This is a genomic window from Nocardia vinacea NBRC 16497, assembly GCF_000308835.1.
Lineage (GTDB): Bacteria > Actinomycetota > Actinomycetes > Mycobacteriales > Mycobacteriaceae > Nocardia > Nocardia vinacea.
Map to the genome: position 1 here is coordinate 1 of NZ_BAGN01000082.1, position 18,945 is coordinate 18,945.

19 protein-coding genes are annotated in these 18,945 nt (G+C 66.0%); 11 read left to right on the forward strand and 8 right to left on the reverse strand.

The features are described 5' to 3' along the window. Nucleotides 1–451: 3-methyl-2-oxobutanoate hydroxymethyltransferase (locus ON44_RS10230; protein ID WP_040688435.1), on the reverse strand; the 451-nt coding region annotated here is incomplete at its 3' end. A gap of 184 nt (nucleotides 452–635) precedes the next feature. Between ON44_RS10230 and ON44_RS10235 the strand changes: the two genes are divergently transcribed. The 3 genes from ON44_RS10235 (at nucleotide 636) to ON44_RS10245 (ending at nucleotide 6,811) form a co-directional block, all read left to right on the forward strand. Further along, entirely contained in the window at nucleotides 636–2,174 is a 1,539-nt protein-coding gene (locus ON44_RS10235) for an alpha/beta hydrolase (RefSeq protein WP_051181850.1), read from the forward strand. A 195-nt stretch (nucleotides 2,175–2,369) separates the two neighbouring features. After that, complete coding sequence (locus ON44_RS10240) at nucleotides 2,370–3,710, forward strand: glutamine synthetase family protein (RefSeq protein WP_040688437.1); 1,341 nt, start codon at nucleotides 2,370–2,372, stop codon at nucleotides 3,708–3,710. An 89-nt stretch (nucleotides 3,711–3,799) separates the two neighbouring features. Further along, nucleotides 3,800–6,811: a bifunctional [glutamine synthetase] adenylyltransferase/[glutamine synthetase]-adenylyl-L-tyrosine phosphorylase gene (locus ON44_RS10245; RefSeq protein ID WP_040688438.1), complete on the forward strand. Its 3,012-nt coding sequence runs from the start codon at nucleotides 3,800–3,802 to the stop codon at nucleotides 6,809–6,811. A 76-nt stretch (nucleotides 6,812–6,887) separates the two neighbouring features. On the opposite strand, the gene ON44_RS10250 is transcribed toward ON44_RS10245, so the two are convergent. Then, a complete protein-coding gene (locus ON44_RS10250; protein WP_040688440.1) occupies nucleotides 6,888–7,220 on the reverse strand; it encodes a winged helix-turn-helix transcriptional regulator in 333 nt (110 codons plus the stop codon). A 121-nt stretch (nucleotides 7,221–7,341) separates the two neighbouring features. Between ON44_RS10250 and ON44_RS10255 the strand changes: the two genes are divergently transcribed. Both ON44_RS10255 and ON44_RS10260 read left to right on the forward strand, forming a co-directional pair. After that, the gene (locus tag ON44_RS10255) at nucleotides 7,342–7,680 is read left to right on the forward strand and encodes a YciI family protein (protein ID WP_040688442.1); all 339 of its coding nucleotides are present in this window, start codon (nucleotides 7,342–7,344) and stop codon (nucleotides 7,678–7,680) included. After that, nucleotides 7,680–8,321: a cysteine hydrolase family protein gene (locus ON44_RS10260; protein ID WP_040688445.1), complete on the forward strand. Its 642-nt coding sequence runs from the start codon at nucleotides 7,680–7,682 to the stop codon at nucleotides 8,319–8,321. The genes ON44_RS10255 and ON44_RS10260 overlap by 1 nt, the downstream gene beginning before the upstream one ends. Here ON44_RS10260 and ON44_RS10265 read toward each other — a convergent pair. Beyond that, nucleotides 8,275–8,616 (reverse strand): HPr family phosphocarrier protein, encoded by a 342-nt coding sequence (locus ON44_RS10265; RefSeq protein ID WP_040688447.1) that lies wholly within the window; start codon nucleotides 8,614–8,616, stop codon nucleotides 8,275–8,277. The two genes, ON44_RS10260 and ON44_RS10265, sit on opposite strands and share 47 nt — an antisense overlap. A gap of 108 nt (nucleotides 8,617–8,724) precedes the next feature. On the opposite strand from ON44_RS10265, the gene ON44_RS10270 reads away from it, so the two are divergent. Together ON44_RS10270 and ON44_RS10275 are read left to right on the forward strand one after the other, a co-directional pair. Then, nucleotides 8,725–9,669, forward strand: coding sequence for an endonuclease/exonuclease/phosphatase family protein (locus ON44_RS10270; protein ID WP_040688448.1), 945 nt, complete (start codon nucleotides 8,725–8,727; stop codon nucleotides 9,667–9,669). A 139-nt stretch (nucleotides 9,670–9,808) separates the two neighbouring features. Then, nucleotides 9,809–11,251, forward strand: coding sequence for a neutral zinc metallopeptidase (locus tag ON44_RS10275; RefSeq protein ID WP_040688450.1), 1,443 nt, complete (start codon nucleotides 9,809–9,811; stop codon nucleotides 11,249–11,251). Between the two features lie 4 nt (nucleotides 11,252–11,255). On the opposite strand, the gene ON44_RS10280 is transcribed toward ON44_RS10275, so the two are convergent. Genes ON44_RS10280 through ON44_RS10300 form a run of 5 tightly spaced genes read right to left on the reverse strand, consistent with a single transcriptional unit; the run spans nucleotide 11,256 to nucleotide 16,012 of the window. Then, nucleotides 11,256–12,122, reverse strand: coding sequence for an alpha/beta hydrolase (locus ON44_RS10280; RefSeq protein ID WP_051181851.1), 867 nt, complete (start codon nucleotides 12,120–12,122; stop codon nucleotides 11,256–11,258). After that, a complete protein-coding gene (locus tag ON44_RS10285) occupies nucleotides 12,119–13,528 on the reverse strand; it encodes a M20 family peptidase (RefSeq protein WP_040688452.1) in 1,410 nt (469 codons plus the stop codon). The genes ON44_RS10280 and ON44_RS10285 overlap by 4 nt, the downstream gene beginning before the upstream one ends. Then, nucleotides 13,525–15,183 (reverse strand): CocE/NonD family hydrolase, encoded by a 1,659-nt coding sequence (locus tag ON44_RS10290; RefSeq protein WP_040688454.1) that lies wholly within the window; start codon nucleotides 15,181–15,183, stop codon nucleotides 13,525–13,527. Before ON44_RS10290 ends, ON44_RS10285 begins: the two co-directional genes overlap by 4 nt. Before the next feature lie 57 nt (nucleotides 15,184–15,240). Next, nucleotides 15,241–15,657, reverse strand: a complete 417-nt coding sequence (gene tsaA, locus ON44_RS10295; RefSeq protein WP_085998512.1) for a tRNA (N6-threonylcarbamoyladenosine(37)-N6)-methyltransferase TrmO — start codon at nucleotides 15,655–15,657, stop codon at nucleotides 15,241–15,243. A gap of 25 nt (nucleotides 15,658–15,682) precedes the next feature. Further along, nucleotides 15,683–16,012 carry a VOC family protein gene (locus ON44_RS10300; protein ID WP_040688488.1) on the reverse strand — a complete coding sequence of 110 codons (330 nt, stop codon included), beginning with the start codon at nucleotides 16,010–16,012 and terminating at the stop codon, nucleotides 15,683–15,685. A 71-nt stretch (nucleotides 16,013–16,083) separates the two neighbouring features. Here ON44_RS10300 and ON44_RS10305 point away from each other — a divergent pair, with 71 nt between their 5' ends. From ON44_RS10305 to ON44_RS10320, 4 genes are all read left to right on the forward strand, one after another. Then, the gene (locus ON44_RS10305; RefSeq protein WP_040688456.1) at nucleotides 16,084–16,932 is read left to right on the forward strand and encodes a sigma-70 family RNA polymerase sigma factor; all 849 of its coding nucleotides are present in this window, start codon (nucleotides 16,084–16,086) and stop codon (nucleotides 16,930–16,932) included. An 80-nt stretch (nucleotides 16,933–17,012) separates the two neighbouring features. Continuing rightward, nucleotides 17,013–17,468, forward strand: a complete 456-nt coding sequence (locus ON44_RS10310; protein ID WP_083897775.1) for a DoxX family protein — start codon at nucleotides 17,013–17,015, stop codon at nucleotides 17,466–17,468. A gap of 224 nt (nucleotides 17,469–17,692) precedes the next feature. Then, the gene (locus tag ON44_RS10315; protein ID WP_040688458.1) at nucleotides 17,693–18,142 is read left to right on the forward strand and encodes a TY-Chap domain-containing protein; all 450 of its coding nucleotides are present in this window, start codon (nucleotides 17,693–17,695) and stop codon (nucleotides 18,140–18,142) included. Between the two features lie 42 nt (nucleotides 18,143–18,184). After that, nucleotides 18,185–18,928 carry a DUF4191 domain-containing protein gene (locus ON44_RS10320; RefSeq protein ID WP_040688460.1) on the forward strand — a complete coding sequence of 248 codons (744 nt, stop codon included), beginning with the start codon at nucleotides 18,185–18,187 and terminating at the stop codon, nucleotides 18,926–18,928. The last annotated feature ends 17 nt before the right edge of the window (nucleotides 18,929–18,945 follow it).

An 18,945-nucleotide genomic window follows, 5' to 3' on the forward strand; every position in this document is an offset into this window, starting at 1 on the left:
AGGTGATCAGCGCGATCTGCTCGGCGACCCGCTCACCGCCTTCCAGTTTGACCGCGTGCGCACCGCCCTCCTTCATGAACCGGGTCGCGGTGGCCAGCGCCTGCTGCGGCGAGGTTTCGTAGGTGCCGAACGGCAGATCGGCGACCACCAGCGCATGCGGTGCACCACGGACCACACCGCGCACCAGCGGGATGAGCTCGTCGACGGTGATCGGCACGGTGGTGTCGTAGCCGTAGACGACGTTGGCGGCGGAATCACCCACCAGTAGGACCGGAATTCCGGCTTCTTCGAAGATGCGAGCGGAGGAATAGTCGTAGGCGGTCAACATCGACCACTTCTCGCCATCGGCCTTCATCTGCTGCAGATGAGGTACCCGCGTCTTGCGCTTGGCCGGCTTGGCAGCGGCTGGGGCAGCGCCGTAGGCAGGGGTCTCCGATTCGGATACGGACATCATCGTCCCTTTCGTGGTTGTCGCCTCGAGGCCCGTCCGGGTCCCCGGGTTTGTGTGACGAATCCAGTCTGCCACCCGTGCGATCGCGACTTAAGGGCGATGACGGTGCATTTGGTCACAGCCGTATCCCCGCCGCCGGGCGACCGGACGCGGGGATTCGCACGGCAATGGCAGGATCTTCCCCATGTCTGTGGTGCGGAGTGGGTCGCGTGGTGTGCTGGTCGCGGTGACATTGGTGGTGGTGGCGGCCGGATGCAGCGCATCCAAGGATGAGCCGGGCAATGCGTTACCCACTCCGCCTCAGGGTCTCGAGAAGTTCTACAGCCAGACCGCGAACTGGGGTTCCTGCGACGATTTCGGCTCCCCGGACGACCGCCCCGCACCCAATACCGAATGCACCCGGATCACCGTGCCCGTCGACTACACCAAGCCCGACGGCGCGACCGCGCAGATCGCGTTGGCCCGAATTCCGGCCAGCGGCAAGCGGATCGGCTCACTGCTGCTCAATCCGGGCGGGCCGGGCGTATCGGGTCTGTCGATGGCGGGTATCGCGGGCAAGACGCCACTGGCCGAGCGCTTCGACCGGGTCGGCTTCGATCCGCGCGGTGTCGGCTCCTCGATTCCGACCATCGCCTGTCTGACCCCGCAGCAGAACGACGCCGAACGCGCCGAACCGCCGACCGATAACACCCCGGACGGCATCGCCAAGGCCGAGGACGAGAACCGTCAGTTCGTCGGTCACTGCGTCGAGCGCACCGGCACCGACTTCCTGGCTCACGTCGGCACCCGCGAGGTGGTGCAGGACATGGATGTGATCCGCGCCGTCCTCGGCGATCCGAAACTCAGCTACCTCGGCTACTCCTACGGCACCAAACTCGGCTCGGCCTACGCCGAGAAGTTCCCGGACAATGTGCGTGCGCTGGTGCTCGACGGTGCGGTGGACTCCTCGCAGGATCCGGTGCAGGAATCGCTGCGGCAGGCGGCGGGCTTCCAGCAGGCATTCGACGCCTATGCCACGGAATGCGCGAAGCAGGCGGACTGCCCGGTCGGCACCGATCCGGCCCAGGCGGTCGCGAAGTTCCGCGCGCTGGTGAATCCGCTGGAGATCAAACCGGCCGCGGCCACCGATCCACGCGGACTCAGCTACGGCGACGCCATCACCGGCGTGCAGCAGGCGCTCTACTCCGATGATTTCTGGAAGGTGCTCACCCTCGGCCTGTCCGAACTGCGCGACGGGCGTGGCGACACGCTGCTGAAGCTCGCCGATCTCTACGACGGCCGCCGCGACGACGGCAGCTACGACAACACGCAGGAGGCCTTCAACGCCATCCGCTGCGTCGACGATCCGCCGATCAACGATCGTGCGGTGACGGGCCGACAGGACACCGAATACCGCAAGGCGGCGCCGTTCCTGGACGACGGCCGCGGCACCGGGACCGCACCGCTGGAACTGTGCGCCGTGTGGCCGGTACCGAACACCAGCACACCGCACAAGGTTTCGGCACCGGGTCTGCCGAAGACGGTGGTGGTGTCGACAACCGAGGATCCCGCGACGCCGTATCAGGCCGGTGTCGATCTGGCCAACCAGCTGGGCGCCGCACTGATCACCTACAAGGGCACCCGACACACCGCGGCACTGGTCGCCGGCGATCAGTGCCTCGACGATGCGGTGATCTCCTACCTCACCGATCTGAAGGTTCCGGAGGCCGGTCTGACCTGCTGATCCGCCGCTCACGACGGCGCCTCGCCGGCGCTCGGCTCCGTCGTGCGCGGGGCGCGCTGTGCCTGCGGCTCACTCGCCGGCGCTCGCTCACAAGGTGATCTTGCACCCTGTGCGATTCATTCCGAATGATGGGATTGCAATCCTTTAAGCGTGTATGTAACACGGATTTAACGCCGGATGCTTACGCTCGGCGACATGGATCGCCAGAAGGAATTCGTGCTGCGGACGCTCGAAGAGCGGGATATCCGCTTCGTGCGTCTCTGGTTCACCGATGTGTTGGGCTATCTGAAGTCCGTTGCCATCGCTCCGGCGGAGCTAGAGGGTGCCTTCGAAGAGGGCATCGGCTTCGACGGCTCGGCCATCGAGGGCTTCGCCCGGGTGTCCGAGGCCGATATGGTGGCGCGGCCGGATCCCTCGACCTTCCAGGTGCTGCCGTGGTCGACCAGTAAGGGCCACCAGCACTCCGCGCGCATGTTCTGCGATATCACCATGCCCGACGGTTCGCCGTCCTGGGCCGACCCGCGCCATGTGCTGCGGCGTCAGCTCAACAAGGCCGCTGACGTCGGGTTCAGCTGCTATGTGCACCCGGAGATCGAATTTTTCCTGCTGGAGAACGGCCCGCAGGACGGCTCCATGCCGAAACCGGCCGATTCCGGCGGCTTTTTCGACCAGGCCGTGCACGATTCCGCCCCCAACTTCCGTCGCCACGCCATCGACGCGCTGGAGTCGATGGGCATCTCGGTGGAGTTCAGCCACCACGAGGGCGCCCCGGGGCAGCAGGAGATCGACCTGCGCTACGCCGACGCGCTGTCCATGGCCGACAACGTGATGACCTTCCGCTACCTGATCAAGGAAGTGGCCATCGACGAGGGCGTGCGCGCGACCTTCATGCCCAAGCCGTTCGCCCAGTACCCGGGGTCGGCGATGCACACCCATATGAGCCTGTTCGAGGGTGAGGCCAACGCCTTCCACGATCCGGACGACCCGATCAACCTCTCGGAGACCGCGCGGGCGTTCATCGCGGGCATCCTCGAGCACGCCCCGGAGATCAGCGCGATCACCAACCAGTGGGTGAACTCCTACAAGCGACTCATCCATGGCGGCGAGGCGCCGACGGCGGCCTCGTGGGGCCGGTCCAACCGCTCGGCCTTGGTGCGGGTGCCGATGTACACCCCGAACAAGTCCTCCTCGCGCCGTGTCGAGATCCGCAGCCCAGATTCGGCCTGCAACCCCTACCTGACCTTCGCCGTGCTGCTTGCGGCCGGTCTGCGCGGCATCGAGAAGGGCTACACGCTGCCGCCGGAGGCCGAGGACGACGTGTGGTCGCTGACCGCCGCCGAGCGGCGCGCCATGGGCTTCCGCGAGCTGCCCGGCACGCTCGACGAGGCGCTGCAGGCGATGGAGCGCTCGGAGCTGGTCGCCGAGACGCTCGGTGAGCACGTTTTCGACTTCTTCCTGCGCAACAAGCGCCGGGAATGGGCGGACTACCGCAGTCAGGTGACGCCATACGAGCTGAAGGAGTACCTCGGCCTCTAGTCGGTTAAACCAGGCTCAATCGGCTACGTTTGCGACTCTTTCCACCCCGGCCGGGTGGAAAGAGATGATCGGCCATCTAAGTTGGACTTATGGTCCGGCCGCCGTCTGCTCGTTCTGCTGTCCCTGGTGTCGGTCGGCTCGGCTTGCTCGAGCCGACCGCCGCCGCCTCCCTACGAGAGTTGGCTTGGGACAATATCGACAGCATTCCGGTGTTGTGGGCGCTGTCCCGCGCGCCCGATGCCGATCTCGCACTGCTGACTCTGACGCGGTTGCAGGCCGCACTCGGCGAGGACTGGTCCGAGCTCGATTCGACACTACGGATCGATACCGCCTTGCGCGGCAGGCTTTTCGCGCTCATCGGATCGTCGAGCGCGTTCGCCGATCATCTGGTCGCCGACCCTTCTTCATGGCGAATTCTGCTGCGCGACAAGCTGCCTGCGCGCGAGGAGTTGATCGCTGATCTGTTGGCGGCCGTGCAGGCGGTACCGGCCGAGAGTCCGCATGCGGATGCGGTGCTGTACCGGGCCGAGCTGTCCGGTCCCGAGGCAATTCCGCTGCTGCGCAAGCGATATCGCGATCAGCTCATGCTCTTGGCCGCACTCGATCTGGCTGCCACCGTGGAGAACGAGCCGGTGCTGCCGTATCAGGTGGTCGGTCGCCATCTCACCGATCTCGCCGATGCCGCATTGACCGCCGCGCTGGCGGTGGCGGTGGCCCGGGTCTGCAAGGACGTGCCGGTACCGGTGCGGCTGGCCGTGGTCGCCATGGGTAAGAGCGGTGCGTGCGAACTCAACTACGTCAGCGATGTCGATGTCGTCTTCGTGGCCGAACCGGCCGATGCCACCGCCACCCGGTTGGCTGCCGAGATGATGAGCGTGGGCAGCGCGGCCTTCTTCGAGGTCGATGCGGCACTGCGGCCCGAGGGCAAGGCGGGTGCGCTGGTGCGCACCCTGGACTCGCATATCGCCTACTACAAGCGCTGGGCCAGGACCTGGGAGTTCCAGGCCTTGCTCAAGGCGCGGCCGATGACCGGCGATCTGGCGCTGGGGGACCAGTACCGCGACGCGCTGATGCCGATGGTGTGGACCGCCTCCGAGCGCCCCGACTTCGTCGCCGATGTGCAGGCGATGCGGCGCCGGGTGGAGGATCTGGTGCCCGCCGATCTGCGCGAGCGCGAACTCAAACTCGGCCACGGCAGCCTGCGCGATGTCGAATTCGCCGTCCAGCTATTGCAATTGGTGCACGGCCGGGTGGATGAGACCCTGCATGTGCAGGGCACAGTGGAAGCGCTGACTGCGTTGGCCGCGGGCGGGTACGTCGGTCGCGACGACGCCGCGAACCTCACTGCCTCTTATGAATTCCTGCGCCTGCTCGAACACCGGCTGCAGTTGCAGCGGCTCAAGCGCACCCACACTTTGCCCGCCGCCGATGACGAGGAGGGTATGCGCTGGCTGGCGCGCGCAGCCCATATCCGCCCGGACGGAAGGCAGGACGCGGTCGGCGTGCTGAGCAATGAGATTCGCCGAAATGCCGTGCGGGTGCGGCGATTACACGCCAAACTCTTCTATCGTCCACTGCTCGAATCGGTGGTCAAGATGGATCCCGACGCGCTTCGGCTCAGTCCGGACGCGGCGATCCGCCAGTTGGCGGCACTCGGCTATGTGGCACCGGAAAACGCACTGGGACATCTGAAAGCGCTCACCGGCGGGGTGTCGCGCAAGGGCCGGATTCAGGCGTTGCTGTTGCCGACGCTGCTCGAATGGCTCGGGGACACACCGAATCCCGATGCCGGACTGCTCGCCTACCGGCGGGTCTCGGAGGGCCTGGACGATCAGATCTGGTTCCTGCGCGAATTGCGCGATGAGGGCGCGATCGCACAGCGGTTGATGATCGTGCTCGGTTCCTCGGAATATCTGCCGGATCTGCTGATCAACGCACCGGACACGATCCGGATGTATGCCGACGGGCCGGGCGGGCCGCTGTTGCTCAGCCCGCAGCCGGAAGACGTTGCGCGCGGCATCCTTACCGCGGCGGCGCGCTACGACGATCCGAGACGTGCTGTGGCCGCGGCCCGTTCACTGCGCCGACACGAATTGGCGCGCGTGGCTTCGGCCGATCTGCTCGGCATGCTCGACGTGCCGCAGGTGTGCCGAGCGCTGTCCTCGGTCTGGGTCGCGGTGCTGGAAGCCGCACTGCGCGCGGTGATTCGAGCCAGCGAGGTCGAACTCGGGGCGCAGGCACCGGCCGATTTCGCGGTGATCGGCATGGGTCGACTGGGCGGTTTGGAACTCGGTTACGGCTCTGATGCCGATGTGCTCTTCGTCTGCGACCCGCGTCCCGGCGAGGACGAGACCAAGGCTGTGAAATGGGCGATCGGCATCGCGGAGAAGGTGCAGCGGTTGCTCGGTGCGCCGAGTACCGATCCGCCGCTGCAGGTCGACGCCGGACTGCGCCCGGAGGGTCGCAATGGCGCGCTGGTGCGCACGCTGGCCGCCTATGCCGCCTACTACGAGCAGTGGGCACAGCCGTGGGAGGTGCAGGCCCTGCTGCGCGCGCATCAGGTGGCCGGGGACCAGGATCTCGGTGTCCGGTTCCTGCGCACCATCGATAAGGTTCGCTATCCCGAGGGCGGTGTATCGGCGGAGGCAGTGCGCGAGATCCGCCGGATCAAGGCCAGGGTGGACGCCGAACGCCTGCCGCGCGGTGCGAATCCGGCGACCCACACCAAACTCGGGCGCGGTGGTCTCGCCGATATCGAATGGACCGTACAGCTGATGCAGCTGCGCTACGCCGACGAGGTGCACGCACTGCACAACACCTCGACGCTGGAATCCCTCGATGTCATCGAGCAGACCAAATTGCTTGCGATCGAAGATGTTTCGCTGCTGCGCGAGGCCTGGATCACGGCGACCAGGGCGCGCAACGCACTGGTGCTCGTGCGCGGCAAGGCCGCCGACCAACTACCCGGCCCAGGCCGTCTACTATCGGCCGTCGCGCGGGTCGCGGGGTGGCCGAACGATGACGGCAGCGAGTTCCTGGACAACTACATGCGCATCACCCGCCGGGCAAAAGCGGTGGTGGAGCGCGTCTTCGGCGGCTGACACGCGCCGAAAGTAGTCGAAAGGTGGTTCTCGGCGGGCATGGCGGCCGCCGTTCGACTACCGCCGGCGAGTTCGCTCAGGGCAGGGGGATACCGGCGCGGTCGGCGCGCTTTTGGCCCCATTCGTAGAGGGCGGTCAGGACCGGGACCAGACTCCAGCCTTCCTCGGTCAGGTCGTATTCGACCTGGGGTGGCACGGTATCGAAAGTAGTGCGGCGGATCAGGCCGTCGGATTCCAGGTCGCGCAGTTGCTGGACGAGCATTTTCTCGCTGGTGCTCGGCATCAGGCGCCGCAATTCGCCGTAGCGGCGCACGCCCTCCTTGAGGTGGGCCAGGATGACCGGCTTCCATTTGCCGTCGATGAGATCGACGGTCACCTCCACGGCGCAGTAGTAGCGCTTCTCCGGCATCGCTCGCCTCCCGGTACTCACCAAAAAGTGCGTTCTTGTAACACTGTAATCATCGGACTTACATGGAACTCGCACTGCGGCGCGGCCGCATCACATTCTGCAGACATGGAGTTCGATTCCCGTGAAAGTCATCGTTTTCGACAGCTTCAAGCCCGGCGTGACGATGGAGACCATCACCCCTTATCTCCCCGAAGAGGTCGCCAATGTGTGGCGGCTGTGGAAGGCGGGCATCGTGCGTGAGAACTACGCGCGCGCCGATGAGCCCGGCGTGGTGATCGTATTCGAGGTCGACAGCGTCGAAGAGGCCAAGCGTTATGTTGCCGATTTCCCGCTGACCAAGGCCGGTCACCTGGAATGGACCTACGTTCCGGTGCAGGCGCCGTTGCCGCTGGAGGCGCTGATGGATCCGGCCGTCGACGTCGCCGAGCCCTACGACCGGACGAAGGTGGGGTCGGCCTGATGCAATACGCCTACGGTCTGAGCATTCCGCAGACCCTCGCGGATGCCTGCGATCCGACCAGGATGGCGTTGATCGTCTACGACATGCAGGTCGGCATCGTGCGGCAGATACCGGACGGCGACAAGATCGTCCAGACCTGTGTGCAGCTGCGGGATGCGGCGCGGGAGAACGGTTTTCGCGTCTTCTACACGCGGCATATGTCACTGCCGCCCGCCGCGGCCGGTGTCGCGCAACTGCGCACGGCGATGGAATGGCAGCGGGTCGACAACCCTGACGAAGTGAATTCCAGCTTCCCGCAGGGGTCGCCCCAGTATCAGCTCGTCCCCGAGCTGACTCCCGGCCCGAACGAGGTGGTCATCGATAAGATCACCATGTCCGCCTTCGCGGCGACACCGCTCGATATCGCCTTGCGCGACTTGGGCATCGACACTTACGCCATTGCGGGCATCGCTCTGGAGGTCGGCATCGAACCCACCGTCCGGCACAGCCTGGACCTGGGCTATCTCCCGATTCTGGTGACCGATGCCTGCGGTGCCGGCCATTCGGCCGCGGCCGAACGTTCCTTGGCCACACTGGCTTTCGCCGGTGGTTCGCTCACCACGGACGCCGCCGTGCTCGTCGAGCGCATGCACCGCCACTGAGCGGAAGCCGCGCCGGGCCGACCGCGGTCAGCACCTGGAAACGGCGCACGAATTCCCGCAGCGCAATGCGGTCCTCATCGTCGGGCGGGCGGTACCCCCGCTCGGCGGTGACCGATACCGTGCTTCCCGCGCGCACCCGCAACTCGTCCCAACACCACGGCAGCACCGGTGTCAGCACCGTGCGCCCATTGCAGGTCACCGTGATCCGCGAGGTGAACCGGCCCGCGTTGTCGGCAAGATCTTCGGCCGCGTCCGCGGTGAGCGCACCCGTCGCCGTGAACTCCTCGACATACATCGCGACCACCTCACTCTCTGCTGGCCAGTGTAGGAGGAGCGCTGCGTCCACACGGGATCTCCACAATCGCCGCACCTGGTCTGCATGGCTGCCGGTTAGGGTCGGGGCATGCGTAAATGGGTGGACCGGGTGGTGCTCGGGCTGGGGTGGTGCGCCTTGGCGGCGGCAGTTCTGGGGATCGTGCTGCATTTCGGGACGTGGCGGCGGCAGGCTTTGGTGCTGTTGGCGTCGGGTGCGTCGTATTTGATGCTCGGGGCGGTGTTGGGGCTGGTGTTGTTCCTGATCGCGCGGGGGTGGAAGAGTGCGGCGGCGGCCGGGGTGATCGTCGCGTCGGTGTTGTGGATGCAGGTGCCGATGTTCGTTCCGGAGGGTCGGGCGGCGAGTGGGCCGGAAGTTTCGGTGATGCAGTCGAATCTGTTGTTCGGGGAGGCGGATGCGGCGGCGGTGGTTCGAGCGGTGCGGGAGAACCGGGTCGAGGTGCTCACCGTCGACGAGCTGACACCGGAGGTGGCGCAGCGACTCGCGGCGGCCGGAATCGAGGAGTTGCTGCCGCATCAGTTCCTACAGGCCACCGGTGGCGGTGGCGGTACCGGGATCTACAGCCGATATCCGTTGCGGGACACCAAGAAATATGACGGCTTCCGGCTGAACAATCTGACCGCCACGATGGAGCATCCACAGCGCGGGCCGGTCGCGGTGTTCGCATTTCATCCGGTGCCGCCGTCGGTCGATTTCCCGGCGTGGAGTTCGGAGCTGGACAGGATTCGCGTAATACTGGACGCGCAACAGGGTCCCGCGATCGTCGGCGCGGATTTCAATGCCACCCGCGATCATTCGGCATTCCGTGATCTGCTGCGCGGCAGGTTCGTCGCGGCGGCCGATCAGGCGGGGGCCGGGCCGCTGCTCACCTTTCCCGCAGACCGCCGTTGGGGTCCGGTGATCGGCATCGACCACATTCTGGTCGCCGATGGCACGGCGGCGGATGTCCGCTCGCTCACCATTCCCGGATCGGATCATCGCGCGATACTGGCACAGGTGCGGTTGAACGCCTGACGGGGCGAATGCGCTCAGACGTATACGCGCGCAGGGGTTTCTGCGATTACCATGTGATCGCTCGACGGGCAGGCGTGGACCCATCGGGGCGGGGTTCGCCGAGGACGGACCCATAGCGAGTTCGGGGAGGAAAGACCTGATGAGGACTAGACGGCTGCGGTTCGGGGTGGTCGCGGTATTGCTGTTGGTCGGGGCGGCGCTGGTCGGCTGCGACAGCAAGGCGGGCCAGCAGGAGGCGAGCGCGGTGACCGCGGACAATCCGTGGGAGCTGACCGGCGCGGTCTCCAGTAGTGGGCCGAGCGGCCCGCGCAAGGGTGTGCCGGACGCACCGCTCACCGCGGAGAACGGCGACGGCGGCGCGGTCGACAAACTCGCCCTCAACACCATCGCCGATCTGGAAGATTTCTGGAAGACCGAGTACGGCAAGAACTTTCCCGGCACCTTCAAGCCGGTGAGCCGCTACATCTCCTGGGATGCCAAGGCGTCCAAGGAGCAGGCGATCAAGTTCTGCAAGTCCAGCACCTATCACCTGGTCAATGCCGCCTACTGCAGCCTGGACCACACCATCGGCTGGGACCGCGGTGTGCTGCTGCCGTTGCTGGAGGAGAAGTACAGCGATATGGCGATCGTGATGGTGCTCGCGCACGAATACGGTCACTCCATCCAGGGGCAGGCCAAGATCGCCGGATTCTTCAGCGGGGCGCTGGTGAAGGAACAGCAGGCCGACTGCCTGGCCGGTGTCTTCCTTCGGCATGTGGCGGAAGGGAATTCGGCGCACTTCACGCTGAATATGACCGACGGTCTCAACGCGGTCCTCGGCGCGACCATCGCCGTACGCGATACCGATCCGGACAACCCGAAGAACGTGCACGGCTCTGCCTTCGAGCGGACGACGGCGGTGCAGATCGGCTACACCGACGGCGCGCAGGGCTGCAAGAAGATCAATAAGAAGGAAATCGAGCAGCGTCGGGGAACCCTGCCGACGACATACACCGACGGCGAGCAGGACGCCCAGCTCCCGGTCGACGTGGCATCGCTGACCAGCCTGAGCCAGGCACTGGCGAAGATCTTCCCGCTGCAGCAGGCGCCGCAGTACGACTACAACGGGATCATCAAGAACTGCTCGAAGGTGACCGCCACCGAACCGGTCTCGTACTGCCCGAGTTCGAACAAGATCGGCACCGATGTGCCCGAACTCGCCAAACGCGGCGGGGCGATGAAGGGTGACGACGAACCGCTCTCGGCGGTAGTGGACGGTGATTACAACGCCTTCGCGGTCTTCATCTCCCGCTATGTCCTTGCGGTGCAACAGGAACGCAAACTCTCGATCTCCGGAGCGGAGACCGCCGGACTGCGCACCGCATGCCTCACCGGAGTCGTGACGACCAAGCTGAGCGAGCCGGGCAGCGATCCGCGGCTCTCGGCGAACGACCTCGACGAGGCGGTCTCCGGACTGCTCGCCGACGGTCTGGTCGCCGGCGATGTGGACGGCAAGGTGGTGGCGAGCGGCTTCCAGCGGTTGGAGGCGTTCCGCACCGGAGTCCTCGACGGCGAGCAGACCTGCCTGACGAACTACCGCTAGCGGCTCACTCGTCCGCTACGTGGGCCGCCAGCCACTCCAGGACATCGGCGAGCACCTTGTCCTGTTCGGGCTCGTTGAAGACCTCGTGGTAGAGGCCCTCGTAGCGGATCACCGTCAGGTCTTTCGAACCCGCGCCCCGCTCGATCAGATCGGTGCTGGACGGTGCCGCGATGACGTCGGCGGTGCCGTGCAATACCAGCAGCGGCACGGTGAGCTTGTCCAGACGGCTCTTGACGAACTCGGTGGCATTCAGCATCTCCATACCGGTTCGGGCCGGGAGCTTGCCGCGGAAGACCAGCGGATCGTTGTCGTAGGCGCGCACCACCTCGGGATCGCGGCTGATCATCGACGAATCCAGTTTCAGCACACCGATATTCGGCGCGAACCGGGACAGCAGCGGGCCGACCAGGCGCTGCAGCGGATTGCCGACGGCGATATCCAGCGGCGGTGCCGACAATACGATGCCGTCGACGTCGATCGGCGCTCGGACCGCCAGATACAACGTGATCAGGCTGCCCATCGAATGCGCGAGCAGGAACCGCGGCACATCCGGATGTTCACGGCTCGCGATCTTCAGCATCTCCGCGACATTGTCGGCCGAGCCGGCCATCGAACCGATATTCGCGTTATTGCCCGCCGACTTGCCGTGGCCGAGATGGTCGAGCGCATAGACCGCGAAACCGTTGTCCGCCAAGCGCTTTCCGACATGTGCGTAGCGGCCGGAATGTTCGGCCACGCCGTGCACGAGCACGATCGCCGCGCGCGCGGTGGTGTCGGGAAGCCATGCGCGCCAAGCGATTCGACTGCCGATGCCGTCGAATTCGCCCTCGGTGCCCGGTGTCGGCTCGCCGGCCTTCGGATCGGTTGTCATGCATCGGCTCCTTGGGTGCGTGGCGGCGCCGCGAGCTGATCGATCAGCCGCCGGTTGAACTCGATGAGCCGAGCGTAGTTCACCAGGGAGATGCGCTCGTCGGTTCCATGGATCGTTTCCACATCCGCCTTGGTCAGCAGGATGGGGGCGAAGTTGCAGCGGGTGGCGGCGAGGTCGTCGTAGTGCCGGGAATCGGTGGCGCCGGGAACGATGCCGGTGGTCACCGCAATGCCGGGGACGACGGACTCGGCCAGGCCCGCGATCATGTCGAATGCCGGGCCGGGCGGTTTGCCGGGGGAGGGTTCCGAGGTCATGCCGACGAGTTCGATCCGCACGTCCGCGTCGCGCACCACCTTGCGGCAGTGGGCGAGCACTGATTCGACCGAATCGCCGGGCAGGATACGGAAATTCACCAGTGCCTCGGCCTGCTGTGGCAGCACATTGGGTTTGACGCCGCCGCGGATAACCGTCGGCGCGGTCGTGGTGCGCACCATCGCCTCGGTTTGCGGACGGGCCGCGAGTATCCGGGTGATCACCGGCGTGGCCAGTCCGGCGAATCGGAGCAGGCGGCGGCGATATTCGGGCATGACGTGGCGCAGCCTGGTGACCATGTCGGACACCACCGGCGTCAACCGCAGCGGCATCGGATGGTCCTGGATTCGGCCCACCGCGCGGGCGATCCGTCCGACCGCGGTCTGTTTGCCGGGCATGGACGAATGTCCGCCCACCGCCGATACCGAAAGGCGAACGGTCGCATAGCCCTTCTCGCCCACCATGATCGAGGCCACCGGCCGGTCTATGCCGTCGGCGATATCGTCGAGAATGACACCGCCCTCATCGAGCAGCAGATCCGCGTGCACACCGGATTCGCGCAGCCGCTGCGCCATGCGCACCGCGCCGTCATCCCCGAACACCTCCTCGTCGTGCCCGAATGCCAGATAGATGGTGTGCCGCGGGCGAATTCCCGCGGCGAGTGCGGATTCGACCGCCTCCAGAATGGCGATCAACCGGCTCTTGTCATCGATTGCCCCACGGCCCCAGATGAATTCGTCATCCACCACGCCCGCGAACGGCGGATGTGTCCACCGCTGCAGATCGTCGACCGGCACCACATCCTGATGGGCGAGCAGAATCGCCGACACCCGATCCGGTGCGACGCCCGGCCATCGATACAGCCTGCTGTGCCCGAACCGCTCCAATTCCAGTTCGGCGTGGACCAGTGGAAACGACTGTTCCAGGTGCGCGCCCAGCCGGACGAATTCTGCGTCGCTGGGTTCTGTGGGCTCCGCGGTATCCGACGGCTCGTAGGAAACGGTCGCGCAGCGCAAGGCCTGCGCGAGGCGTTCGGCGACGTGCGTATCGACGACAACCGGCGTGGTGTGGGTCTGCGCGGCGTTACCTGTCATCGAGGGCCGGTCTCATTCGGCAAGTTCATGGGCATCACTGCATTCAACACCTCGGGCCCAAGCGCGCGGACCTTCTGGTCGCGCCACTTCGCCCATGCCTCGCTGGTGCCGCCGGTGAGGTCGGGGGTACGCGGGGTGCTGAGCAGGGGCAGGTCCAGGCGCGCCGAGCGGACGGTGACCTGGGCATTGGCGGCGGTATGGGACCAGACATCGTCGACGACATCGGTGATCCGCACGCCGAGGCGGTGCCCGGCAATGATCGGCCAGTCCTGCGCCAACAGTCTGATCTCGGCGGTATCGGCGACCGGAGCGATGCCCCGGGTAATGATCGTGCCGCGGCCGTCGGGAGCGATATCGAACAGCTCGACCGCGACCGTCGCGGCCGGCGGACCGGACAGGCGCAACATTGCCGTCGGAATTCCCGAGATGTGCTGAGTGGTACGCAGCGGTTCGGAAATTGACCAGATCTCGCGATCGGGTCCGGGCAGCAGGCCGCGATCGGTGTAGGTGCCGGTGCGCAGGTCGATCGGAATGCGGTGCGAATCCGCGGGCGGCCATGCGGTTTCGGAGCGCCAGCCGCCATCGAATTGGCCGACCGTCACGCGCGGGCCGGGCACCTCGATATCGCGGTCGGCGACATGCTTGTCGAAGAAGGCAAGTAATTGAGTATCGAAATCCGGTGCACCGCATTTGCTATCGCAATCGCTGTGGCCCCATTGGCCGAACCACGCGCGATGATCGCCGGGGCCGAGCGCATTCCAGACGTCGAAGATGCGATACGCCCGGGTGTTGTAATCGAGGAAGCCCTGGCCGACGAACAGCGGAATGGTATTGCCGCGCAACTCTTCCACGAGATCCCGCTCGCGCCAAAAGGGAGTGGTGGCGTCATGGTTGGTGGTGTTCGCCGCGAATTGCTCGTAGCACCCGGCCGAAATCTGGACGGCGTTGGACTGGTACTCGGGGGAGTCGTCGGGACGGCCCGGTGTGGAGGCGATGAGCAGATGTTCGAAACCCGTCATTTCGGCCGGGCGAATGCCGCTTTCGGTGACCGGCTTTCCGGAGAACTTCCAAGCGACACCCTGCATGTACATGTACGCGTACGGATCGACATCCGGTCCGAACGCCGCGACGGCGGCCAAGCCCGGGGGTTCGGCGGCCAGCCCCATCATCCCGGTCCAGGCCTCGTAGGAGGTGCCGATCATCCCGACCCGACCGGTCGACCACGGCTGCCCCGCCGCCCACTCCACGGCGGTGACCACATCCGAACGTTCGCCCGGCCCACCGAAATCCGGGCATCCGGACGAGCCGCCGTAGCCGCGCAGATCCACGATGACGTAGGTATAGCCCGCGTTCAGGAACATCGCGATATGAAGGTCATCGGTGGACGGTCCACCCTCGAGTCGCGGCACGCTCAGATAAGCGGTATGCGAGCGATACGGGCTGACGGTCATTACCACCGGCGTACGCGTATCCGCGGAAATGCCCTGCGGGCGCAGGATATCGGCGTGCAGCCGGGTGCCGTCCGGCGCGGTGATGAAGCTCTGTGACCACTGGAACGGCACACCGACCGGGTCCGCCGCCGTCACCGGCGCCAGCACGCCGAGCATCAACAAAACCCCGGCCAACCCGCGCAACAGCACCGAACCCACAGTCACCCGAGAACTATCGACCGCTGCTGGTCGATAGTCCAGCCCCCGGAACGGGGGTGCCACTCAGCGCTCAGCGGTCGGACCGAGGACCGGCTTCAGATCCAGCACCGGTGTGCCGTCGATCGCTTCCAAACCGTGCACGGTGAGCGTCGCCCCATCGATATCGGCGATCGTGACCCGATGCAGTCCGATGGGATTCGGCCGATGCGGGGCCCGCGTCGCGAACACCCCGGTGACCGGGCGGGTGCGGTCGCCGCGCGGATGCACCGCGAGCACCTCCCGATCCGCCCGATGCAACCAGGTGAACACCAACACCTCAGCGCCGGGCCGCAAGCCCGCCGTGCCCGCCGCGACCTCGGGATCGAGCACCATCTCGGCGGGCGGCGCGCCTTCGTCGCCTTGTTTCGGCGCATCCGCCGGATCGGTCAGCGGCGAGCGCACCCGGCCGATCGGGCGCACGTCATAGGTCTCGGAGGGCATGGTTCGATCCTCGCCTACGGCTGCATCAGGCCGAAGACATTCCCGCGGTGTCCTTGACCGTCGCGATCAGCTTCCCGCCGCCCACATTCGTCGGCTGCTGGGTCACCTCGGCACCGGCATCGACCAGGGTGGCCAGCTGCTTCTCGATGTCATCGACGGTCCAGTAGCCGATCGGACCGGTCATACCCTTCTTGTGGCCGTTCGGGTCCAGGCCGATGTCCTGGCCCGCCACCCGGTAGCCGACGTAGTACGCGGTGTCGGCGGTGGGCTCCGAGCCGAACAGCGCGCCGTACACGCTCTTCGCCTTGACCAGGTCGGTGACGGGGTACACGATGGTCTGCAGTCCAGCGGTCATCATTCGCTCCTTTTCGCGGTTCCGGTTTCCGGTTCACGTACATGACCAGCCCGAACGGGAGAATGTGACAAGTGGACGAGAAATTTCTCGCCGAGCGCTTCGAGGAGCACCGCACGCATCTGCTCGCGGTGGCGTATCGCATGCTCGGCTCCGGCAGCGAGGCCGATGATGCCGTCCAGGAGGCCTGGCTGCGACTGAGCCGTTCCGATAGCGATGAGATCGAGAATTTGGGTGGCTGGCTCACCACCGTGGTCGCCCGGGTCTGCCTGAATATGCTGCAGTTCCGCAAGACACGGCGCGAGGAACCGCTCGACGAATTCGAACCGGTGCCGGATGTCGACGGCCCGGAACAGGAAGCGGTGCTCGGCGATTCGATCGGCCTGGCCCTACTCGTCGTACTCGACACCCTCGCCCCGCCGGAACGGCTGTCGTTCGTCCTGCACGATATGTTTGCCGTGCCCTTCGACGAGATCGCCCCGATCGTCGGCAAAACTCCCACGGCCGCACGACAATTGGCCAGTCGGGCGCGGCGGCGGGTGCAGGGGGTCAGAGCCGCCGCCGACCGCGATCGCCAGCGTGAGGTCGTCGACGCCTTCCTCGCCGCCTCGCGCAGCGGTGAATTCGCGGCGTTGCTGACCCTGCTCGATCCCGATGTGGTCCTGCGCGTCGACGCCGCGGCCATTGCCACCGGTGCCGCGGGCGCGGCCGGTGCGAATGCGGTCGCGCAGACCTTCTCCGGCCGGGCCAGGGCGGCGCATCTCGCGCTCATCGACGGACGGGCGGGCCTCGTGTGGTCCGTCGGCGGCCAACCGCGCGTGGTCTTCGATTTCACCGTGTCCGAAGGTCGGATCGTGGCGATCGATCTGCTCGCCGACCCGCAGACCGTGGAACTCATGGAACTCGAGCTGCAGGCGGGCTGACCCGCGCCTGTCACATCTCGGCCCCCGCGCTGGTCAGGGGTGGTAGCGGGAAACGCTCGCACATGAGGCAGGAGAACACCATGAGCAACGCACGATCGATCGGCTACTGGACCACTACCGGGTTGACCGTGTTCGTCCTGGCATCGGGCGGTATCGCCGACCTGCTGCATCGCGGCGGGACCGCTGCTGGCATGACGGAATTGGGTTATCCGACCTATGTCATGACCATTCTCGGATTCTGGAAAGTGCTCGGCGCCATGGCACTTGCGGTCCCGCGCTTTCCGCTGGTGAAGGAATGGGCCTATGCCGGTGCGTTTTTCGACCTGACCGGTGGATTCGCCTCGCATATCGCGCACCATTCCGCCGCGAATCATCTGATCTACACCGGCTTTTTCGCGCTGTGCGTGGTGGCGTCGTGGGCATTGCGGCCCACGAGCCGCAAGCTGGACGTGCCCGTTTTCCACTGGCGCGGCCGGGTTCCGGAATCGGACGACATGCGGCAGATGAGGTCAGGGGCGGTTGCTGCGACCGCGTGAAGCAGGTGCCCGCTGTTCGTGAGAACGGCGGGCTATTTGCTTTTGCTATCGCCGAGTGAAGGTCGAGCTCGGCCAATACGATTCGACTGGTGCCCCAGGCAGCGCGGCGTATGATCGGGCAGAGCGGGTCCCCGGGGGAGTTGTGAGCGAGCGCAGGCGAGTGAACGGTAAATACAGTCGAGTCGCGTGGTCATGCCGGAGCTGAGTGTTAGCGGGGCGCAGGCATGACCGAGTCGGTGATCACGGATTGGGACTTATTCGGGCAGGCGCTGGCGCAGTGTCTTTTCGAACTACCTTCCCGCGCAACGCTGATCATCGCCGCCCCCGGCAATCGATATGTCCAATTCGTGCAATACGACATCAAACTGACCGTCGAACTAGCGGGCAATTCCTATCTCGCGCAGCCCATCTCGCCGACCAGTGAACGTATGCTGCGCGATCTCGGCTGGCGCGAACCCGTCGCACGGCGCGAAATCGACAACTGGACCCGCACGCTGCTCTGGCCACTGTCTTTGGACACACTGCGCGGGCTCGCACGCTCGGTCGCCGTCGGCCTCCACGACGCACTCGGCGTCGGCGCGCCCGCTGAGCTGCGCGCCATGGGGTGGACCGAGACCTCGGGTGATCTGGATCTCACCGCATTGGGCGAGATCGCGCGTCGCGGCGTGAACTGACGCGGTGGGGGCACCCACCCGACGTGCCACTATTCTGTGAATATGGCAGTAGGCAAGGGCGGCACGCCGTCGAAGGAAGCGAAGGCCGCGGCGAAGGCGGCCCGCAAGCAGCAGTCGAAAGAACGCCGCCAGCAGCTCTGGCAGGCGTTCCAGATGCAGCGCAAGGAAGACAAGCTGCTGCTGCCTTTGATGATCGGCGCCGTCGTCGGCATCACGGTCGTTTTCCTGGTGGTCGGCCTCATCTTCGGGCTGCAGTGGTTCCTACTGCCGCTCGGTCTGCTGCTGGGTGTGCTCGTCGCGTTCATCATCTTCGGTCGCCGGGTGCAGCGGAATGTCTACGCCAAGGCCGAGGGCCAGGCGGGTGCGGCGGCCTGGGTGCTGGACAACCTGCAGGGCAAATGGCGGGTCAGCAATGGCGTCGCCGCGACCACCCAGCTGGATGCGGTGCACCGGGTGATCGGTCTGCCGGGCGTCATCCTGATCGGTGAGGGTTCCCCGCAGCGGCTGAAGTCGCTACTCGCACAGGAGAAGAAGCGCACCGCGCGACTCATCGGCGACACCCCGATCTACGACATCATCATCGGCAACGACGAGGGCCAGATCCCGCTGAAGGAGTTGCAGAAGCACCTCACCAAGCTGCCTCGCAATATCGACGCCAAGCGCATGGACCTCATCGAGGGTCGCCTGGCCGCGCTGAGTTCGCGCAGCGGTCCCGCACTGCCCAAGGGCCCGATGCCCGCGGGCGCGAAGATGCGCGGGGTGCAGCGCACCATCCGTCGGCGCTGATCCTGTTTTCGAGGCCC